Origin of the sequence: Pseudomonas xanthosomatis (assembly GCF_019139835.1) — a bacterium.
GTDB lineage: Bacteria > Pseudomonadota > Gammaproteobacteria > Pseudomonadales > Pseudomonadaceae > Aquipseudomonas > Aquipseudomonas fakonensis.
The window spans coordinates 379,444-395,784 of the sequence record NZ_CP077075.1; the positions used below are offsets into that span (position 1 = coordinate 379,444).

General features: G+C 65.7%; 18 protein-coding genes. 8 read left to right on the forward strand and 10 right to left on the reverse strand.

Annotation, left to right across the window (positions count from 1 at the left end; all coding sequences use genetic code 11):
* Nucleotides 1-22: 22 nt before the first annotated feature.
* On the reverse strand, nt 23-982 hold the full coding sequence (locus tag KSS93_RS01580) for a zinc ABC transporter substrate-binding protein (RefSeq protein ID WP_217886879.1): 960 nt from the start codon (nt 980-982) through the stop codon (nt 23-25).
* Nucleotides 983-1,000: 18 nt separating this feature from the next.
* Between KSS93_RS01580 and zur the strand changes: the two genes are divergently transcribed.
* From zur to KSS93_RS01600, 4 genes are all read left to right on the forward strand, one after another.
* Nucleotides 1,001-1,486, forward strand: a complete 486-nt coding sequence (gene zur, locus KSS93_RS01585; protein ID WP_217886880.1) for a zinc uptake transcriptional repressor Zur — start codon at nt 1,001-1,003, stop codon at nt 1,484-1,486.
* Nucleotides 1,483-2,256, forward strand: a complete 774-nt coding sequence (gene znuC, locus KSS93_RS01590; RefSeq protein ID WP_217886881.1) for a zinc ABC transporter ATP-binding protein ZnuC — start codon at nt 1,483-1,485, stop codon at nt 2,254-2,256. The genes zur and znuC overlap by 4 nt, the downstream gene beginning before the upstream one ends.
* Complete coding sequence (gene znuB / locus KSS93_RS01595) at nt 2,249-3,031, forward strand: zinc ABC transporter permease subunit ZnuB (RefSeq protein ID WP_217841145.1); 783 nt, start codon at nt 2,249-2,251, stop codon at nt 3,029-3,031. The genes znuC and znuB overlap by 8 nt, the downstream gene beginning before the upstream one ends.
* A 116-nt stretch (nt 3,032-3,147) precedes the next feature.
* A complete protein-coding gene (locus KSS93_RS01600) occupies nt 3,148-3,855 on the forward strand; it encodes a PA5502 family lipoprotein (protein WP_217886882.1) in 708 nt (235 codons plus the stop codon).
* Nucleotides 3,856-3,927: 72 nt separating this feature from the next.
* Here the strand turns inward: KSS93_RS01600 and katE are convergent, their stop codons facing one another.
* Nucleotides 3,928-6,072, reverse strand: a complete 2,145-nt coding sequence (gene katE / locus KSS93_RS01605) for a catalase HPII (protein WP_217886883.1) — start codon at nt 6,070-6,072, stop codon at nt 3,928-3,930.
* Nucleotides 6,073-6,298: 226 nt separating this feature from the next.
* Here katE and KSS93_RS01610 point away from each other — a divergent pair, with 226 nt between their 5' ends.
* The 3 genes from KSS93_RS01610 to KSS93_RS01620 all read left to right on the forward strand — a co-directional run bounded on the left by KSS93_RS01610 (nt 6,299) and on the right by KSS93_RS01620 (nt 8,812).
* Nucleotides 6,299-7,306 carry a methionine ABC transporter ATP-binding protein gene (locus tag KSS93_RS01610; protein WP_217886884.1) on the forward strand — a complete coding sequence of 336 codons (1,008 nt, stop codon included), beginning with the start codon at nt 6,299-6,301 and terminating at the stop codon, nt 7,304-7,306.
* Nucleotides 7,306-7,977, forward strand: a complete 672-nt coding sequence (locus KSS93_RS01615) for a methionine ABC transporter permease (RefSeq protein ID WP_217886885.1) — start codon at nt 7,306-7,308, stop codon at nt 7,975-7,977. The genes KSS93_RS01610 and KSS93_RS01615 overlap by 1 nt, the downstream gene beginning before the upstream one ends.
* A gap of 64 nt (nt 7,978-8,041) precedes the next feature.
* Nucleotides 8,042-8,812 (forward strand): MetQ/NlpA family ABC transporter substrate-binding protein, encoded by a 771-nt coding sequence (locus tag KSS93_RS01620; protein ID WP_217886886.1) that lies wholly within the window; start codon nt 8,042-8,044, stop codon nt 8,810-8,812.
* A 101-nt stretch (nt 8,813-8,913) separates the two neighbouring features.
* Here the strand turns inward: KSS93_RS01620 and KSS93_RS01625 are convergent, their stop codons facing one another.
* The 5 genes from KSS93_RS01625 to KSS93_RS01645 form a co-directional block, all read right to left on the reverse strand.
* A complete protein-coding gene (locus tag KSS93_RS01625) occupies nt 8,914-9,546 on the reverse strand; it encodes an SCO family protein (protein ID WP_217886887.1) in 633 nt (210 codons plus the stop codon).
* On the reverse strand, nt 9,543-10,442 hold the full coding sequence (cyoE, locus tag KSS93_RS01630) for a heme o synthase (RefSeq protein ID WP_217886888.1): 900 nt from the start codon (nt 10,440-10,442) through the stop codon (nt 9,543-9,545). The genes KSS93_RS01625 and cyoE overlap by 4 nt, the downstream gene beginning before the upstream one ends.
* Entirely contained in the window at nt 10,427-11,500 is a 1,074-nt protein-coding gene (locus KSS93_RS01635; RefSeq protein ID WP_217886889.1) for a COX15/CtaA family protein, read from the reverse strand. The genes cyoE and KSS93_RS01635 overlap by 16 nt, the downstream gene beginning before the upstream one ends.
* Before the next feature lie 102 nt (nt 11,501-11,602).
* On the reverse strand, nt 11,603-12,181 hold the full coding sequence (locus KSS93_RS01640; RefSeq protein ID WP_217886890.1) for a PA_0111/PP_0108 family redox-active disulfide protein: 579 nt from the start codon (nt 12,179-12,181) through the stop codon (nt 11,603-11,605).
* On the reverse strand, nt 12,147-12,890 hold the full coding sequence (locus KSS93_RS01645) for an SURF1 family protein (protein WP_217886891.1): 744 nt from the start codon (nt 12,888-12,890) through the stop codon (nt 12,147-12,149). The genes KSS93_RS01640 and KSS93_RS01645 overlap by 35 nt, the downstream gene beginning before the upstream one ends.
* A gap of 51 nt (nt 12,891-12,941) precedes the next feature.
* On the opposite strand from KSS93_RS01645, the gene KSS93_RS01650 reads away from it, so the two are divergent.
* A complete protein-coding gene (locus KSS93_RS01650) occupies nt 12,942-13,145 on the forward strand; it encodes a twin transmembrane helix small protein (RefSeq protein ID WP_217886892.1) in 204 nt (67 codons plus the stop codon).
* 147 nt (nt 13,146-13,292) lie between these two features.
* Here KSS93_RS01650 and KSS93_RS01655 read toward each other — a convergent pair whose 3' ends face one another.
* Genes KSS93_RS01655 through ctaD form a run of 3 tightly spaced genes read right to left on the reverse strand, consistent with a single transcriptional unit; the run spans nt 13,293 to nt 16,339 of the window.
* Entirely contained in the window at nt 13,293-14,180 is an 888-nt protein-coding gene (locus KSS93_RS01655) for a cytochrome c oxidase subunit 3 (RefSeq protein WP_217886893.1), read from the reverse strand.
* A 16-nt stretch (nt 14,181-14,196) separates the two neighbouring features.
* Entirely contained in the window at nt 14,197-14,745 is a 549-nt protein-coding gene (locus KSS93_RS01660) for a cytochrome c oxidase assembly protein (protein WP_217886894.1), read from the reverse strand.
* Between the two features lie 10 nt (nt 14,746-14,755).
* The gene (gene ctaD, locus KSS93_RS01665; RefSeq protein WP_217841131.1) at nt 14,756-16,339 is read right to left on the reverse strand and encodes a cytochrome c oxidase subunit I; all 1,584 of its coding nucleotides are present in this window, start codon (nt 16,337-16,339) and stop codon (nt 14,756-14,758) included.
* Nucleotides 16,340-16,341: the final 2 nt, after the last annotated feature.

Here is a 16,341-nt window from a genome sequence, read left to right on the forward strand (position 1 = left end):
CGCGAAAGGGCCGTAACAGGCGTTACAGCTGTTCCAGGCACCCGGCCAGGTCACCACCCAGCTTCTCCAGCAAACGCTCATAGCCCTTGCCGTCCACAGGGTCGGTACCGCCCAGGGCATCCAGCTCGGCCAGCCGCACCGGCAGCCCGGCGGTCAGCGTCTCGGCCAGGCGCGGGCGCAGGGGTGGCTCGCTGAACACGCAGGTCTTGCCCACTTCCTGCAGGCGCTTGCGCATTGCAGCCACATGCTGGGCCCCCGGCTGCACTTCCGACGCTACGCTGAACACCCCGGTGTGCTTCAGGCCATAGGCGGCCTCGAAGTAATCGAACGCCTCGTGAAACACGAAGTACGGCTTGCCGGCAATGCCCGCCACGCGCTGCTTGATGCGCGCATCCAGGGCATCCATGCGCTCGACGAAGGTTTTCAGGTTGGCCTGGTAGCGCGCGGCGTTGGCCGGGTCGGCTCCGGCAAGGTCAGTTGCCATTTTCGCCGCAATCACCCGCGCATTGACCGACGACAGCCACAGGTGGGCGTCAAGGCTGCCCGGGCGGTGGTCATGATCGTGGTCGTCGTGGTCGTCGGCCTCGTCATGGGAATGGCTGTCCTCGCCAAAGTGACGCAGCTGCATGCCGGAAAGCGACTGCACCGCCACCGTCGGCTTGCTGCGCGCGGCCAGCACGCGGGGCAGGAAGTTCTCCATGTCCGGGCCGATCCAGTACAGCAAGTCCGCGTCGCCTACCTTGCGCACGTCGGAGGGGCGCAGCGCGTAGTGGTGCGGCGAGGCGCCTGGCGGCAGCAGCACGTCGGGGCTGCCGACGCCGTCCTGCACCGCAGCGGCAATCTGCTGCAGGGGCTTGATGCTGGTCAGCACGCGCACCTCGGCATGGGCCGAGAAGGCGATGAAAGCGACAAAGAGCGCAAGGAATCGGGACACGGTGGGTACTCGGCTGGTCAGAAACAGGTAACATAATAACGTCTCCATCCAGAACCGTCGCTGCCCATGTCCATCACGCCGCTGGCCCACCGTCCCCACGATCATTCCCATTGCGTGCACAGCGCGCTGGCCGAGGCCGACGCGCTGTGCAACCGGCAAGGCCTGCGCCTGACCGCCCTGCGCCGCCGCGTGCTGGAGCTGGTGTGGCAAAGCCACAAACCACTGGGCGCCTACGACATCCTCGCCGTGCTCAGCGAGCAGGACGGCCGCCGCGCTGCCCCGCCCACCGTGTACCGCGCCCTGGACTTCTTGCTGGACAACGGCCTGGTGCACCGCATCGCCTCGCTCAACGCCTTCATCGGCTGCAGCCACCCCGAGCACGCGCATCAGGGCCAGTTCCTGATCTGCCGCGCATGCCACGTGGCCATTGAGCTTGAGCAGGACAGCATCAGCAACGCCATCGAAAACAGCGCCAAGGCCGTGGGCTTCGCGGTCGAGACGCAAACTGTCGAAGTGGTCGGCCTGTGCGGCAACTGCCGGGGCCAGGCATGAGCGACGCGCTGATCCGCCTGCAGCAGGTGGGCGTCAGTTTCCAGGGCGAAGCGGTGCTCGACAGCATCGACCTGGCCGTGGCGCCTGGCCAGATCGTCACCCTGATCGGCCCCAACGGCGCCGGCAAGACCACCCTGGTACGCGCCGTACTGGGCCTGCTCAAGCCCCACCGCGGCACGGTATGGCGCAAACCGAAGCTGCGCATCGGCTACATGCCGCAAAAAATCCAGGTGGACGCCACGCTGCCGCTCTCGGTGCTGCGCTTCTTGCGCCTGGTGCCCGGAGTAGATCGCGCGGCAGCCTTGTCGGCGTTGCAGGAGGTGGGCGCCGAACAGGTGATCGATAACCCCATCCAGAGCATTTCCGGCGGTGAGATGCAGCGCGTGCTGCTGGCCCGGGCGCTGCTGCGCGAACCGGAACTGCTGGTGCTCGACGAACCCGTGCAGGGCGTCGATGTGGTTGGCCAGACCGAGCTGTACAACCTGATCACCCGCCTGCGCGACCGCCATGGCTGCGGCGTGCTGATGGTCAGCCACGATCTGCACCTGGTGATGAGCGCCACCGACCAGGTGGTGTGCCTGAACCGCCACGTATGCTGCTCGGGCCACCCCGAGCAGGTCAGCAACGACCCGGCCTTCGTCGAGCTGTTCGGCCAGAACGCCCCGAGCCTGGCCGTCTACCACCACCACCACGACCACAGCCACGACCTGCACGGCTCGGTCGTCGCCCCCGGCACCCATGTTCACGGAGAGCACTGCAAGCATGGCTGATTTTCTTCTGTACGCCTTGCTTGCCGGCCTGTCGCTGGCGCTGGTAGCCGGCCCGCTGGGCTCGTTCGTGGTGTGGCGGCGCATGGCCTATTTCGGCGATACCCTGTCCCACGCCGCGCTGCTGGGCGTGGCCCTGGGCTTTGCCCTGGACGTCAGCCCCGCGCTGGCGGTGACCATCGGCTGCCTGCTGCTGGCGATCCTGCTGGTGACCCTGCAGCAACGCCAGCCGCTGGCCTCGGACACCCTGCTCGGCATCCTCGCCCCCAGCACCCTGTCGCTGGGCCTGGTGGTACTGAGCTTCATGCATGATGTGCGCATTGATCTCATGGCCTACCTGTTCGGCGACCTGCTGGCCATCAGCACCACCGACCTTGCCTGGATCCTCGGCGGCAGCGCGCTGGTGCTGGTGCTGCTGGCGGTGTTCTGGCGCCCGCTGCTGGCGGTCACCGTGCACGAGGAGCTGGCCCGGGTAGAAGGCCTGCCGGTAGCCGGCCTGCGCCTGGCGCTGATGCTTTTGATCGCGGTGGTGATTGCGGTGGCGATGAAGATCGTCGGCGTGCTGCTGATCACCTCGCTGTTGATCATCCCGGCAGCTGCGGCGCAGCGTCACGCCCGCTCACCCGAGCAGATGGCCCTGGGCGCCAGCCTGCTGGGCATCACCGCGGTGTGTGCAGGGCTGGCCATGTCGTGGTTCAAGGACACACCGGCCGGGCCATCGATCGTGGTCTGCGCGGCAGTGCTATTCTTGCTGAGCCTGGCGTTGCCAAAACGCTGAATAATCGGGACCGCACGCAACCTTTTAGCGGGTAAAGGGTCTGTAAGACCTGTTTTCGAGCGTGCGCACCTGGGTGTAGACTTGCTCGCTTTTTGCGCAAATAGAGAGTCGCAGGAATGAAGCTGTTCGCCTCCCGTTATCTGCTTGTTGCCGCATTTTCCCTGTTCCTGGCTGCGTGCTCCAGCACCCCGCCCGAGCAGGCAGTGGCGCCTGCCCAGCCGGATGCCTGGCAGCAGCTGGAGCAAAGCATCGCCAGCAACGAGCTGGCCACCGCCGAGGACCAGCTGGCCACGCTGCAGGCCCAGGCACCGAATGACCCGCGCCTGGAGCCCCACCAGCGCCAGCTGGCCGAAGCCTACCTGCAACGCAGCCAGATCGTGCTGCAAAAGGGCGACGTCAACGCTGCCGCCACCGCGCTGTCGCGCGCCCGCGCGCTCATGCCGCAAGCCCCTGCAGTAACCGGTGGTGACACCATGGCCCACGCGCGCAAGGCCGAGCTGGAAAAGGCCGAGGCTGCACTGAAGGCCGCCGAAGCCAAGCCACAGGCCCGGGTGATCGACCCCAGCGCCCCCAGCACCGTGATCGCACTGAAGACCACCGACAGCCGCGCGCTGCGCCGCCAGCTCGATGACATCGCCGCCGATGTGGTGAATTACCGTTGCGAGGTGGTGTTCCAGGTGCCGCGCACGCAGGATGCGCCCTGGTTGAAGACGCTGCTGCACAAGCGCGTGCACAAGCTCGACAGCGGCTTTGAGCTCAAGCAAAAACACCAGATCCAGCGCTCGTTGCCGGCGCAGGTGGTGTTGGTACCGCATCAGCCCTGATAACGCGCATTCACGGGGCAAGCCAGCTCCCACGCTACAGAGGTGGGAGCGGGATTGCCCCGCGATTCTTTTTCAGGCCGGCACCGACTCGGCCAACGCCTCCCGCGCCCACACCCGGTGCCCCTCGATCGCCTTGAAGAACCCATCGAAGGCCTTCTGCTCATCGCCCAGCAGCAAGCCCGCATCCTCCTTGAGCCCCAGCTTGTTCAGCAACAACTTGCCCTCCAGGCTCAAGCCCATGGGTTTGAGGTGCTTGTAGGCCTCCAGCAGGAAGTGCTTGGCCACACCGCTAGCCTCCAGCGCCTCGAGCGACGCCTTGCCCGCCGGCACCCACACCGCGTCGAACATCACCGAAGGCATGCCCTCGATCGAGGCATCCACCGCCAACGCCTTGCCACCGGCAGCCTTCACCGGCGCCGAAGTCGGCCCCAGCAGCATAGGCCGGGCGCTTTGCGCTTCAAGCGCCTTGACCACCTTGTCGACGCTCGCCGCATCCACCCCATCGGCCACCAGCACCGCGATCTTGCGCCCGCTGATGCCGATGTCGCCGGGGTGGCTCACCTGGCTCAAGGCCTTTGACTGCGCGGGCTTGCTGTCGTTTACCTTGACCGTGCCGGCCTTGGGTGCCGGCAAGCCCAGGTTGGCCGCCACCGCCGCCGCCAGCTTGAGGTCGATGTTGGCCAGGATCTCGTTCACCTGCCGCGCCCGGATCGCCTCGCGCTCCACCTTGCCCAGCTCGAAGCTGTAGGCCTTGATGATGTGCTGCTGCTCGTGCGCGCTCATGCTCTGGAAGAACAGCCGCGCCTGGGAGAAGTGGTCGCCGAACGACTCGCTGCGCTGGCGGATCTTGTGCGCGTCGATGCGCTCCTGGTAGCTCTCGAAGCCGCCATCCTGCGCCGCCGGCGGGGTTTCCTGCGGCCAGCCGCCGTCGATGGAGTTGGGCTCGTACGAGGCGCGGCCCTTGTCGATGGTCATGCGGTGCATGGCATCGCGCTGGCCGCTGTGGTTGGGCGCCACCGGGCGGTTGATCGGGATTTCGTGGAAGTTCGGCCCGCCCAGGCGGCTGATCTGCGTATCGGTGTAGGAGAACAGCCGGCCCTGCAGCAGAGGGTCATTGCTGAAATCGATACCCGGCACGATATGCCCGGGGCAGAACGCCACCTGCTCCACCTCGGCGAAGAAGTTGTCCGGGTTGCGGTTGAGCACCATCTTGCCCAGCGGCGTCACCGGCACCAGCTCCTCGGGGATCAGCTTGGTGGGGTCGAGCAGGTCGAAGTCGAACTTGTGCTCGTCGGCCTCGGGCACCACCTGCACGCCCAGCTCCCATTCCGGGTAATGCCCGGTCTCGATCGCCTCCCACAGGTCGCGGCGGTGGTAGTCGGTGTCTTTGCCGGCCAGTTTCTGCGCCTCGTCCCACAGCACCGAATGCACGCCCTGGCGCGGCTTCCAGTGGAACTTGACGAAGCTGGCCACCCCTTGGGCGTTGACCAGGCGGAAGGTATGCACGCCAAAGCCTTCCATCATGCGCAGGCTGCGCGGGATGGCACGGTCGGACATGGCCCAGATAACCATGTGCGCCGACTCCGGCACCAGGGAAACGAAGTCCCAGAAGGTGTCATGGGCCGAGCCACCGGTGGGCATCTCGTTGTGCGGCTCGGGCTTCACCGCATGCACGAAGTCGGGGAACTTGATCGCATCCTGAATGAAGAACACCGGCATGTTGTTGCCCACCAGGTCGAAGTTGCCCTCGTCGGTGTAGAACTTCACCGCAAAACCGCGCACGTCACGCACCGTATCGCCCGAGCCACGCGGGCCCTGCACGGTGGAAAAGCGCACGAATACCGGGGTGATCTTCTCCGGGTCCTGCAAAAAGCCGGCTTTGCTCAGCTCGGCGTGGCAGCCATAGCTCTGGAAGTAGCCATGCGCGCCAGTACCGCGGGCATGGACGATACGTTCGGGGATGCGCTCGTGGTCGAAGTGGGTGATCTTCTCGCGCATGATGAAGTCTTCGAGCAGCGACGGGCCGCGGGCTCCAGCCTTGAGCGAGTTCTGGTTGTCGGCCACCTTAACGCCCTGGTTGGTGCGCAGGGCCTGGCCGGTGGCGTCGCTGCGAAAGGGCTCCAGGCTTTGCAGCTTGGCGTTGGTGTTGGCCCGGTCGGGGGTGTCGGTGCCGGCGGCCTGGCTCTGGCGTGGCTCGGGCGCTTTCTTGCTGGCCATGTTCGGTTCTCCTCATCAGTCTTCAGGCTGCCCGTGAACGGGCTTGTTCAAGTAGTGACTGGGAGGCGCTGGCGAGCGTTCAATCAGGATTACCAGTTGTCGCGTTATGCCCAACGGATTGGACGGTTACGAAATAAATGCTAAGAACAGCTATTGGAAAAGGCTAAAATGCGCGACCCCGGCTAACCGCTGGCCCACATTCCATGCGCCCCACAAGGTTCGCTCAGTGATCGAGTTTCAAAACGTCCACAAGACCTACCGCGTCGCCGGTAGGGACATCCCGGCCCTGAACCCGACCAGCCTTGCCATCGAAGATGGCCAGGTGTTCGGCCTGATCGGCCACTCCGGCGCCGGCAAGAGCACCTTGCTGCGCCTGATCAACCGCCTCGAGAACCCCACCGGGGGCAAGATCATCGTCGACGGCGAAGACGTCACCGGCTTCGACGCCAATCAGCTGCGCAGCTTCCGCCAGCAGGTCGGGATGATCTTCCAGCACTTCAACCTGCTGGCCTCCAAGACCGTCGCCGACAACGTCGCGCTGCCGCTGGTACTGGCCGGCGAGCTGTCCCGCGCGCAAATCGACGACCGCGTCATGCAGTTGCTCAAACGTGTGGGCCTGCACGACCACGCCAAAAAATACCCGGCGCAGCTCTCGGGCGGGCAAAAACAGCGCGTGGGCATCGCCCGTGCCCTGGCTACCAACCCGAAAATCCTGCTGTGCGACGAGGCCACCAGTGCCCTCGACCCGCAAACCACCGCCTCGGTGCTGCAACTGCTGGCCGAGATCAACCGCGAGCTGAAGCTGACCATCGTGCTGATCACCCACGAGATGGACGTGATCCGCCGGGTCTGCGACCGCGTGGCGGTGATGGACGCCGGCCGCATCGTCGAGCAAGGCCCGGTGGCCGAGGTGTTTTTGCACCCGCAGCACCCCACCACCAAGCGCTTCGTGCAGGAAGACGAACAAGTCGACGAAGGCGAACAACGTGACGACTTCGCCCACGTGCCAGGGCGCATCGTGCGCCTGACCTTCCAGGGCGACGCCACCTACGCGCCGCTGCTGGGCACCGTGGCCCGCGAAACCGGCGTCGACTACAGCATCCTCGCCGGGCGTATCGACCGCATCAAGGATGTCCCCTATGGCCAGCTCACCCTCGCCCTGATCGGCGGGGACATGGAAGCGGCGTTCGCCCGCTTCAAGGCAGCTGACGTACATATGGAGGTACTGCGTTGATGGACGCCCTGAATTTCTTCGCCAACGTCGACTGGGCCGAAATCTGGCTGGCCACCATCGACACCATGATCATGCTGTTCGGCTCGCTGTTCTTCACTGTGCTGCTGGGCCTGCCGCTGGGCGTGCTGCTGTTCCTCTGCGGGCCGCGGCAGATGTTCGAACAAAAGGGCGTGTACGCGCTGCTGTCGCTGGTGGTGAACATCCTGCGCTCGCTGCCGTTCATCATCCTGCTGATCGTGATGATCCCGGTCACCGTGCTGATCACCGGCACCTCGCTGGGCGTGGCCGGTGCCATCCCGCCGCTGGTGGTGGGCGCCACGCCGTTCTTCGCGCGCCTGGTCGAAACCGCCCTGCGTGAAGTGGACCGCGGCATCATCGAAGCCACCCAGTCGATGGGCGCCACCACCCGCCAGATCATCACCAACGCGCTGCTGCCCGAGGCACGCCCGGGCATCTTCGCCGCCATTACCGTCACCGCCATCACCCTGGTGTCCTACACCGCCATGGCCGGTGTGGTGGGCGCGGGCGGCCTGGGCGACCTGGCCATTCGCTTTGGTTACCAGCGCTTCCAGACCGACGTGATGGTGGTCACCGTGGTGCTGTTGCTGCTGCTGGTTCAGGTGCTGCAAAGCGTCGGCGACAAACTGGTCGTGCACTATTCCCGTAAGTAACCCCAATGGGGTCGGCCCGGCCGACCCGTTCGGGGGCCGTCGCGGCCCTCACAAGGAGTGATCAATGAAGAAGCTGCTTGCTGTCGTCGCCGCTGTCGCGGCCTTCTCGGCCCACGCCGAAACCCTGACCGTGGCCGCCACCCCGGTGCCGCACGCCGAAATCCTCAACTTCGTCAAACCACAGCTGGCCAAACAAGGTGTGGAGCTTAAGGTCAAGGAATTCACCGACTACATCCAGCCCAACGTGCAGGTTGCCGAAAAGCGCCTGGACGCCAACTTCTTCCAGCACCAGCCGTACCTGGATGAGTTCAACAAGGCCAAGGGCACCCAGCTGGTGAGCGTTGCCGGCGTGCACATCGAGCCGCTGGGCGTGTACTCGGCCAAGGTCAAGAAGCTCGACGAGCTGCCTTCCGGCGCCACCGTGGTCATCCCCAACGACGCCACCAACGGCGGCCGCGCGCTGTTGCTGCTGGACAAGTCTGGCGTGATCAAGCTCAAGGACAACAAGAACATCCTGTCCACCGTGAAGGATGTTGCCGAGAACCCCAAAGGCGTGAAGTTCCGTGAGCTGGAAGCGGCCACCATCCCGCGCGTGCTGACCCAGGTCGATGCCGCCCTGATCAACACCAACTACGCGCTGGAAGCCAAGCTGAACCCTGAAAAGGACGCCCTGGCCATCGAAGGCAGCGATTCGCCTTACGTGAACATCCTTGTTGCCCGCCCGGACAACAAGGACTCCGACGCCATGCAAAAGCTCGCCGCTGCGCTGCATTCGCCTGAGGTGAAGCAGTTCATCAACGAGAAGTACAAAGGTGCTGTAGTGCCGGCGTTCTAAGCCACTGAATCGCGCTGGATTCTTCGCGGGCAAGCCCGCTCCCGCAGGTTATGCGCATAGCCTGTGGGAGCGGGCTTGCCCGCGAAGCTTTTACGGCCTGCTCAATCGCGCTTGACCAGCCCCGGCAACTGCGCCACCAGCTTCTGGTTGTTGAACGGCGCACGGATGAACCCGCGCTGGCGCCCGTCCGGGCCGACGATGGCCAGGTTGCCGCTGTGGTCCACGGTGTAGCCCGGCTTGCTGGTATCGGCCGGAATGAACGGAATGCTCAGGCCGTTGGCCAGCTTCTGGGTGTCTTCGATAGTCCCCGCCACCCCGACGAAATCCTTGTCGAAATAGCCCAGGTACTGCTTGAGCTGGCTCGGCGTGTCACGGTTCGGGTCCACGCTCACCAGCACCACCTGCAGGCGCTCGATGGCCTCCTTGGGCAGCTCGCTCTTCACCTGGCGCAGCTGGGCGAGGGTGGTGGGGCAGATGTCCGGGCAGTAGGTGTAACCGAAGAACAATAACGACCACTTGCCCTTGAGCTGGTCCAGCTCAAGCGGCTGGCCGTTCTGGTCGGTCATCTTCACATCCGGCACGGTACGGCTTTGCGGCAGCAGGATGATGCCGGCGTCGATCAGCTCGGTAGGGTTGAGCTGCCCGCGGTCATTGAGCACCTTGTTGACGGTAAGGCCCATGATCAGCGCGACCAGGGCAACGAGGATGAATACGGTTTTCTGGGTTCGGGTCATAGGTTCAGCAACAGGTAGTGGTCAACGAGCAGGGCGATGAACAGGGCGAACAGGTAGCCGATAGAGTACTTGAACGTGCCGATCGCCGCGTGCGGCCGGCTGCCACGGTACAACACCCAGGCCCAGTGCAGGAAGCGCAGCCCCAACCCCAGGGCGCAGGCCAGGTACAGCGGCCCGCTCATGTGGATGGCGTACGGCAGCAGGCTCACCGCCAGCAATATCAGGGTGTACAGCAGAATGTGCAGGGCCGTGTAGCGCTCGCCGTGGGTCACCGGCAGCATCGGAATATCGGCCTTGGCGTACTCGGCCTTGCGGTGGATGGCCAACGCCCAGAAGTGCGGCGGGGTCCAGGCGAAGATGATCAGCACCAGCAGCAAGGGCTCGGCGCTCACATGCCCGCTCACCGCCACCCAGCCCAGCAGCGGCGGCGCGGCGCCGGCCAGGCCGCCGATCACGATGTTCTGCGGCGTGGCCCGCTTGAGATAACCGGTGTAGAGCACCGCATAACCCAGCAAGGACGCCAGGGTCAGCCAGGCGGCAAGAGGGTTGGTGAAGGCCAGCAGCAGGGCCATGCCGACCAGCGCCAGCAGCAGGGCGAAAGCCAGCGCCGGCAAGGGTGCCACCCGGCCTTGAGCCAGCGGGCGCTTGTGGGTGCGGGCCATCAACGCATCGATGCGCCGGTCCACCACGTGGTTGACCGCCGCCGCCGCACCGGCGCACAGGCCAATGCCCAGGTTGCCGAACAGCAGCACGCTCCAGGCCACCCCCGCGCGGGTGGCGAGGAACATGCCCACCAGCGAGGTGATCAGCATCAGCAGCACCACCTTGGGTTTGGTCAGCTCCACATAGTCGCGCCAGCCGGCGCGCTGGCTCTGGGTGCTCAGAAGCGTCGCCACGAATCGTTCCTCATGTGATGGGAAATGCCCACGGGGGTGATCGGCCGCAGGCGCCAGCCCAGGCCCACGCGCACCTTGTCGACCACGCGGATGCGGTAGTTCACCAGCACCATGCTCAGCAGCAGCAGGGCGCCGCCGGCGTTGTGCGCCACCGCCACGGCCAGTGGCAGGTGCAGCAGCACATTGCTGACGCCCAGGCTCAGTTGCACGCCCAGCGCCAGCAGCACCAGCCGCCCCAGGCCGGGCAGGCCATGGCGGTGCAGCTTGAAGCTGAGCAGCAGTAACACCGCCGTGACCGCCAGCGCGCCGAGCCGGTGGCTGATATGGATGGCCGTGCGCGCATCGCTGTCCAGTTGCCCGCCCAGGTAGTTGGGGCCGACATGCTGGGTGAGGTGGAAGCCGTTGCTGAAGTCCGCCGCAGGCCACCACTGGCCGTGGCAGGTGGGCAGGTCGATACAGGCCACCGCCGCATAGTTGGCACTGACCCAGCCGCCCAGGGCGATCTGCCCGATCACCACCAGCAGTGCCAGCGCGGCGACCCGGCGCAGGCTCAACGGCAGCTTGGGCAACGGCGCAAAGGCCCGGGATAGACGCAGTGATAGCAGGAACAGCAGGCTCAGCGTGGTGAACCCGCCGAGCAGGTGCGCGGTGACCACCTGCGGCCACAGCTTCAGGGTCACCGTCCACATGCCAAAGGCCGCCTGGGCCAGCACCACGCCCAGCAGCAATAGCGGCAGGCGGTAGGGCTGGCCGTCACGGGCATGCCGGCGCAGCGCCTGCCAGGCCAACAGGGCGATCACCAAGGCCAGGGTGCCGGCAAAGTAGCGGTGCACCATCTCGGCCCAGCCCTTGGCGGCTTCCACCGGGTGCTCGGGGAAGTGCAGCTCGGCATGGGCGAGCTGTGCGTCGGTCTTGGGCACGCTGATGAAGCCGTAGCAGCCGGGCCAGTCGGGGCAACCGAGGCCGGCGTGGGTCAGGCGGGTGTAGGCGCCGAGCAGCACCACCACCAGCGCCAGCAGGGTGGCGCACACAGCGAGTCGGTATCCAGGTCTGGGCATGGCAGGCTCCTATGCAACAACTCACAGCTCTTTTATTCAGCGAACACCGCGTCGGCTGATTCGCGGGCAAGCCCGCTCCCACAGGGGGCGAAGCGCGCTTGGCTAGCCGATGTTGGACAGCTTGAGCAGGTGGCGCAGGTCGTCCAGCACCTGCTTGCCGTTGGCCTTGGCGTCGTAGCGCAGCACCAGGTTGCCGTGGGGGTCGACGATCCACAGCTGCGGGCCGGGCGCGCTGACGCCCTGGCGGTAGCGCTGGGTGTCCAGGCCATAGCGCTGCAGCTGCGGGTATTCGCGGCCCAGCAGCGCCTGGTAGTCGGCATCCAGCGGCTGCGCGGCGGCCAGGGCATGGCTGGCACGGCTGGCATCGCGGCCCAGGCCAATCTGGATCTGCCGGGCCAGGTACACCAGTTGCTGGCAGTCCGCGGCGCAGGCCTCCGGGGCGCTGACCAGCAGTTGCCAGCGCTGATCGTGGCCGTCGATGCCGATATCCGCCCGGCCCTGGCCGGTGCCGATCATCTCGCCGTGGTAGCTGCGCCCGTCGGGCACCCAGAAATTGAGCTTGTACATGCAGGTGGCGAGGACCATCGGCCCCAGCACCACCAGCAGAATCAGCAGCAGTTGCAGGCGCCCGCGGGCCCTGCGGCCCTCAGGCACGTTCAGCGGGGTGGTGGCGGCGGCCATGGCGGTTCTCCTTGTTGTGACGGTGCCAACCGAAGTACAGGTAAAGCAGCACCAGCGTGGTGGCCAGGGCGAACCACTGGGTGGCGTAGCCCAGGTGCTTTTCCGGGCCCATGGCGACCACCGGCCAGTCCAGCCGGTAGCTGGCCGGGCCCGCTTGCAGGCGCAGCTCGAAGGCAAAACCCTCGCGGCCCAACTGCTGCCACAGGCCGGCCGGGTCGATGGCGGTCAGCAGGTGTGGCCACTGGCCGCCTTCGGGGTCGGGGTGCAGCTGGAAGGTCTTGCCGGGGGCGACGTACACCGTGGCGTCCAGCGCCAGCGGCCGGGCAGGGGTGTCGAAGCGCACCGGGATGCGCCGGTCGGGCCAGGGCAGCCAGCCGCGGTTGACCAGCAGCCACTGGCCGCTGGCCTGGTCATGGAAGGGTTGCAGCAGCTCTACACCGGCCTTGCCGTCGCGCATCTGGTTGTCCAGCAGCAGGCTGTGTTCGCTGTCGAAACGGCCGTACAGGTGCACGGGGTAAAAAGCGGGGTCGGGCAATTGCCCAAGCTGCGCCGCCGCCACCGGCGCCTGCAGCTGGCGTTCGGTGTAGGCGTCCATCAGCGCGCGCTTTTCATCGGCGCGGCCGAGCTGCCAGCAGCCAAGGGCGATCAGCCCCGGCAGCAGCGCGAGCAGCACCAGCGTGGGTACCAACCCCGGGCGGAACGGCCTCACAGTGGCACCGCTATACTTGTGTTCATCCCCGCATCCCCCCGGAGTTTGGCCATGCTCAAGGCCGCGATCGTCCTGATGCTGCTGGCCACCATCGCCAGCCTGTTCAGTGGCCTGGTGTTTCTGGTCAAGGATGACGACCAGTCGACCCGGCTGCTCAAAGCCCTCACCGTGCGTGTAACCCTGGCGGTCCTGACCGTCGGGCTGGTGGCCTGGGGGTTCATCAGCGGGCAGCTGGTGTCCCACGCGCCGTTCTGAAGCGTTGCACTCCCTCTGTAGGAGCGGCCTTGCGCCGCGATGGGCTGCGCAGCGGCACCAGGATCTCAGCTTCGCCGCAAAGATTGCCCGGGCTGCTGCGCAGCCCATCGCGGCACAAGGCCGCTCCTACACGTACCGTGCTGCGCTTCAAAGCACGTACACGAAGATAAAGAGCCCCACCCACACCACATCGACGAAGTGCCAGTACCAGGTGGCCGCTTCAAAACCAAAGTGCTTGTCTGGCTGGAAATGCCCGCGCAACACCCGGCACAGCATCACGATCAGGATCACCGTACCCAGGGTCACGTGCGCGCCATGGAAGCCCGTGAGCATGAAGAAGGTCGCGCCATAGATGCCCGACCCCAAGGTCAGCCCGAGCTGGGTGTAGGCCTCGTGGTACTCGTAGGCCTGCAGCGCCAAAAAGCCCAGCGCCAGCAGGATGGTCAGCCCCAGCCACAGCTTCAGCGCCCCGCGGTGGCCCTTGCGCAGGGCGTGGTGGGCGATGGTCACGGTGACGCTGGAGCTCACCAGCAGGATGGTGTTGATCAGCGGCAGGTGCCACGGGTTGATCACCTCCTTGGGCGGCGGGAACAATTTCGGGTCGGGGGTGTGCAGCAGCGGCCAGACGAACTCGAAGTTCGGCCACAGCATGTGCGCCACGCCCTTGTGCCCTTCACCGCCCAACCACGGCCCGGCCAGCACCCGCACGTAGAACAGCGCGCCGAAGAAGGCCATGAAGAACATCACCTCGGAGAAGATGAACCAGCTCATGCCCCAGCGGAACGAGCGGTCCATCTGCGCGCTGTACAGCCCGGCGTCGCTCTCCTTGACCACCGCGCCGAACCAGCCGAACAGCATGTACGCCAAAAACAGCCCGCCGACGAAGAAGATCAGCGGCCCGTGGGATTCGGGGTGGCCGGCCTTGAGGTCGTTGAACCAGGTGCCCAGGCCGAACACGGTGATGAACAGGCCGATCGTGGCAATGATCGGCCACTTGCTCTGCGCCGGGACGTAGTAGTGCTCGTGGCTTGCCATGGCGGTTCTCCTTCCCTCAACGGGCGGCCTGGGTCGCGGCAGGGGCGACTGGCGGGTGGCGAGCGGTGATGTCGAACAGGGTGTAGGCCAGGGTCAGGTGTTTCACCGAGGCCGGCAGGTCGCGGTCGACGATGAAGCGCACCGGCATCTCGATGCGCTCGCCGGGCTGCAGCACCTGCTGGGTGAAGCAGAAGCATTCGGTCTTGTGAAAGTACGCCGCCGCCTCGGCCGGGGTAATGCTGGGGATGGCCTGGGCGCTCATGGGGTGTTTGGTCGGGTTGCGGGCGATGAAGATCATCTGGTTCACCGCCCCCGGGTTGACCTCGATCTGGTCGGCGGTGGAGTGGAACTCCCAGCTCATGTCGCCGGCGTTGGTCGACATGAACTGCACCCGCACCGCGCGGCTCGGGTCGCTGACCTGGCTGCCCTCGTACTGCCCGCCAGTCTTGCCGTTGATGCCGAAGGCACGGCACATCACGTCGTAGATCGGGACCAGGGCAAAGCCGAATGCGAACATCACCACCGTCAGCAGCAGCAGGCGGGTGACCAGGCGGTTCAACGACATCGGCAACCTCCTACTTCACGTCCGGCGGGGTCTGGAAGGTGTGGTACGGCGCTGGCGACGGCACCGTCCACTCCAGCCCGTCGGCGCCATCCCAGGGCTTGGCCGGGGCCGGCGCGCCGCCGCGGATGCACTTGATGACGATGAACAGGAAGAACACCTGGGTAGCGCCGAACAGGAAGGCGCCGATCGAGGAAACCATGTTGAAGTCGGCAAACTGCAGGTTGTAGTCGGGGATGCGCCGCGGCATGCCGGCCAGGCCGACGAAGTGCATGGGGAAGAAGGCCAGGTTCATGCCGATGAACGACAGCCAGAAGTGCAGCTTGGCCAGGGTTTCGTCGTACATGTGCCCGGTCCACTTGGGCAGCCAGTAGTAGGCCGAGGCGAAGATGCCGAAGATCGCCCCGGGCACCAGTACGTAGTGGAAGTGCGCCACCACGAAGTAGGTGTCGTGGTACTGGAAGTCGGCCGGGGCGATGGCCAGCATCAGCCCGGAGAAGCCGCCGATGGTGAACAGGATGACGAAGGCGATGGCGAACAGCATCGGCGCCTCGAAGGTCAGCGAGCCCTCCCACATGGTGCTCACCCAGTTGAACACCTTCACCCCGGTGGGCACGGCGATCAGCATGGTGGCGTACATGAAGAACAGCTCGCCCACCACCGGGATGCCGACCACGAACATGTGGTGGGCCCAGACGATGAACGACAAAAACGCAATGGCCCCGGTGGCGTACACCATCGAGGTGTAGCCGAACAGCGGCTTGCGCGAGAACGCCGGGATGATCGAGCTGACCGCGCCGAAGGCCGGCAGGATCATGATGTACACCTCGGGGTGGCCGAAGAACCAGAACACGTGCTGGAACAACACCGGGTCACCGCCACCTGCGGCGCTGAAGAAGCTGGTGCCGAAGTGGATGTCCATCAGCATCATGGTCACCACGCCGGCCAGCACCGGCATCACCGCAATCAGCAGGAACGCGGTGATCAGCCAGGTCCAGACGAACAGCGGCATTTTCATCAGGGTCATGCCAGGGGCGCGCAGGTTGAGAATGGTGGCGATCACATTGATCGCGCCCATGATCGAGCTGATGCCCATCAGGTGAATGGCAAAGATGAAGAAGGTCACGCTGGCCGGGGCATAGGTGGTCGACAGCGGCGCGTAGAAGGTCCAGCCGAAGTTCGGCCCGCCGCCCGGGCTGAACAGGGTCGAGACCAGCAGCAGGAAGGCCGCCGGCAGCAGCCAGAAGCTGAAGTTGTTCATCCGCGGCAGGGCCATGTCCGGCGCGCCGATCATCAGCGGGATCATCCAGTTGGCCAGCCCGACGAAGGCCGGCATCACCGCGCCGAACACCATGATCAGCCCGTGCATGGTGGTCATCTGGTTGAAGAACGCCGGCTCCACGATCTGCAGCCCCGGCTGGAACAACTCGGCGCGGATCACCATGGCGAACGAGCCGCCCAGCAGGAACATGCTGAAGGCAAACCACAGGTACATGGTGCCGATGTCCTTGTGGTTGGTGGTCAGCACCCAGCGCATCAGGCCCTTGGCCGGGCCGTGGGCGTGGTCATGGCTGTGGTCGTCGATCACTGCACTCATGT

Excerpts from the sequence above, each read along its gene's own strand:
- KSS93_RS01580 (WP_217886879.1), bottom strand. The coding sequence starts at position 982 with ATGGAGACGTTATTATGTTACCTGTTTCTGACCAGCCGAGTACCCACC.
- zur (WP_217886880.1), top strand. The coding sequence starts at position 1,001 with ATGTCCATCACGCCGCTGGCCCACCGTCCCCACGATCATTCCCATTGC.
- znuC (WP_217886881.1), top strand. The coding sequence starts at position 1,483 with ATGAGCGACGCGCTGATCCGCCTGCAGCAGGTGGGCGTCAGTTTCCAG.
- znuB (WP_217841145.1), top strand. The coding sequence starts at position 2,249 with ATGGCTGATTTTCTTCTGTACGCCTTGCTTGCCGGCCTGTCGCTGGCG.
- KSS93_RS01600 (WP_217886882.1), top strand. The coding sequence starts at position 3,148 with ATGAAGCTGTTCGCCTCCCGTTATCTGCTTGTTGCCGCATTTTCCCTG.
- katE (WP_217886883.1), bottom strand. The coding sequence starts at position 6,072 with ATGGCCAGCAAGAAAGCGCCCGAGCCACGCCAGAGCCAGGCCGCCGGC.
- KSS93_RS01615 (WP_217886885.1), top strand. The coding sequence starts at position 7,306 with ATGGACGCCCTGAATTTCTTCGCCAACGTCGACTGGGCCGAAATCTGG.
- KSS93_RS01620 (WP_217886886.1), top strand. The coding sequence starts at position 8,042 with ATGAAGAAGCTGCTTGCTGTCGTCGCCGCTGTCGCGGCCTTCTCGGCC.
- KSS93_RS01625 (WP_217886887.1), bottom strand. The coding sequence starts at position 9,546 with ATGACCCGAACCCAGAAAACCGTATTCATCCTCGTTGCCCTGGTCGCG.
- KSS93_RS01635 (WP_217886889.1), bottom strand. The coding sequence starts at position 11,500 with ATGCCCAGACCTGGATACCGACTCGCTGTGTGCGCCACCCTGCTGGCG.
- KSS93_RS01640 (WP_217886890.1), bottom strand. The coding sequence starts at position 12,181 with ATGGCCGCCGCCACCACCCCGCTGAACGTGCCTGAGGGCCGCAGGGCC.
- KSS93_RS01650 (WP_217886892.1), top strand. The coding sequence starts at position 12,942 with ATGCTCAAGGCCGCGATCGTCCTGATGCTGCTGGCCACCATCGCCAGC.
- KSS93_RS01655 (WP_217886893.1), bottom strand. The coding sequence starts at position 14,180 with ATGGCAAGCCACGAGCACTACTACGTCCCGGCGCAGAGCAAGTGGCCG.
- KSS93_RS01660 (WP_217886894.1), bottom strand. The coding sequence starts at position 14,745 with ATGTCGTTGAACCGCCTGGTCACCCGCCTGCTGCTGCTGACGGTGGTG.
- ctaD (WP_217841131.1), bottom strand. The coding sequence starts at position 16,339 with ATGAGTGCAGTGATCGACGACCACAGCCATGACCACGCCCACGGCCCG.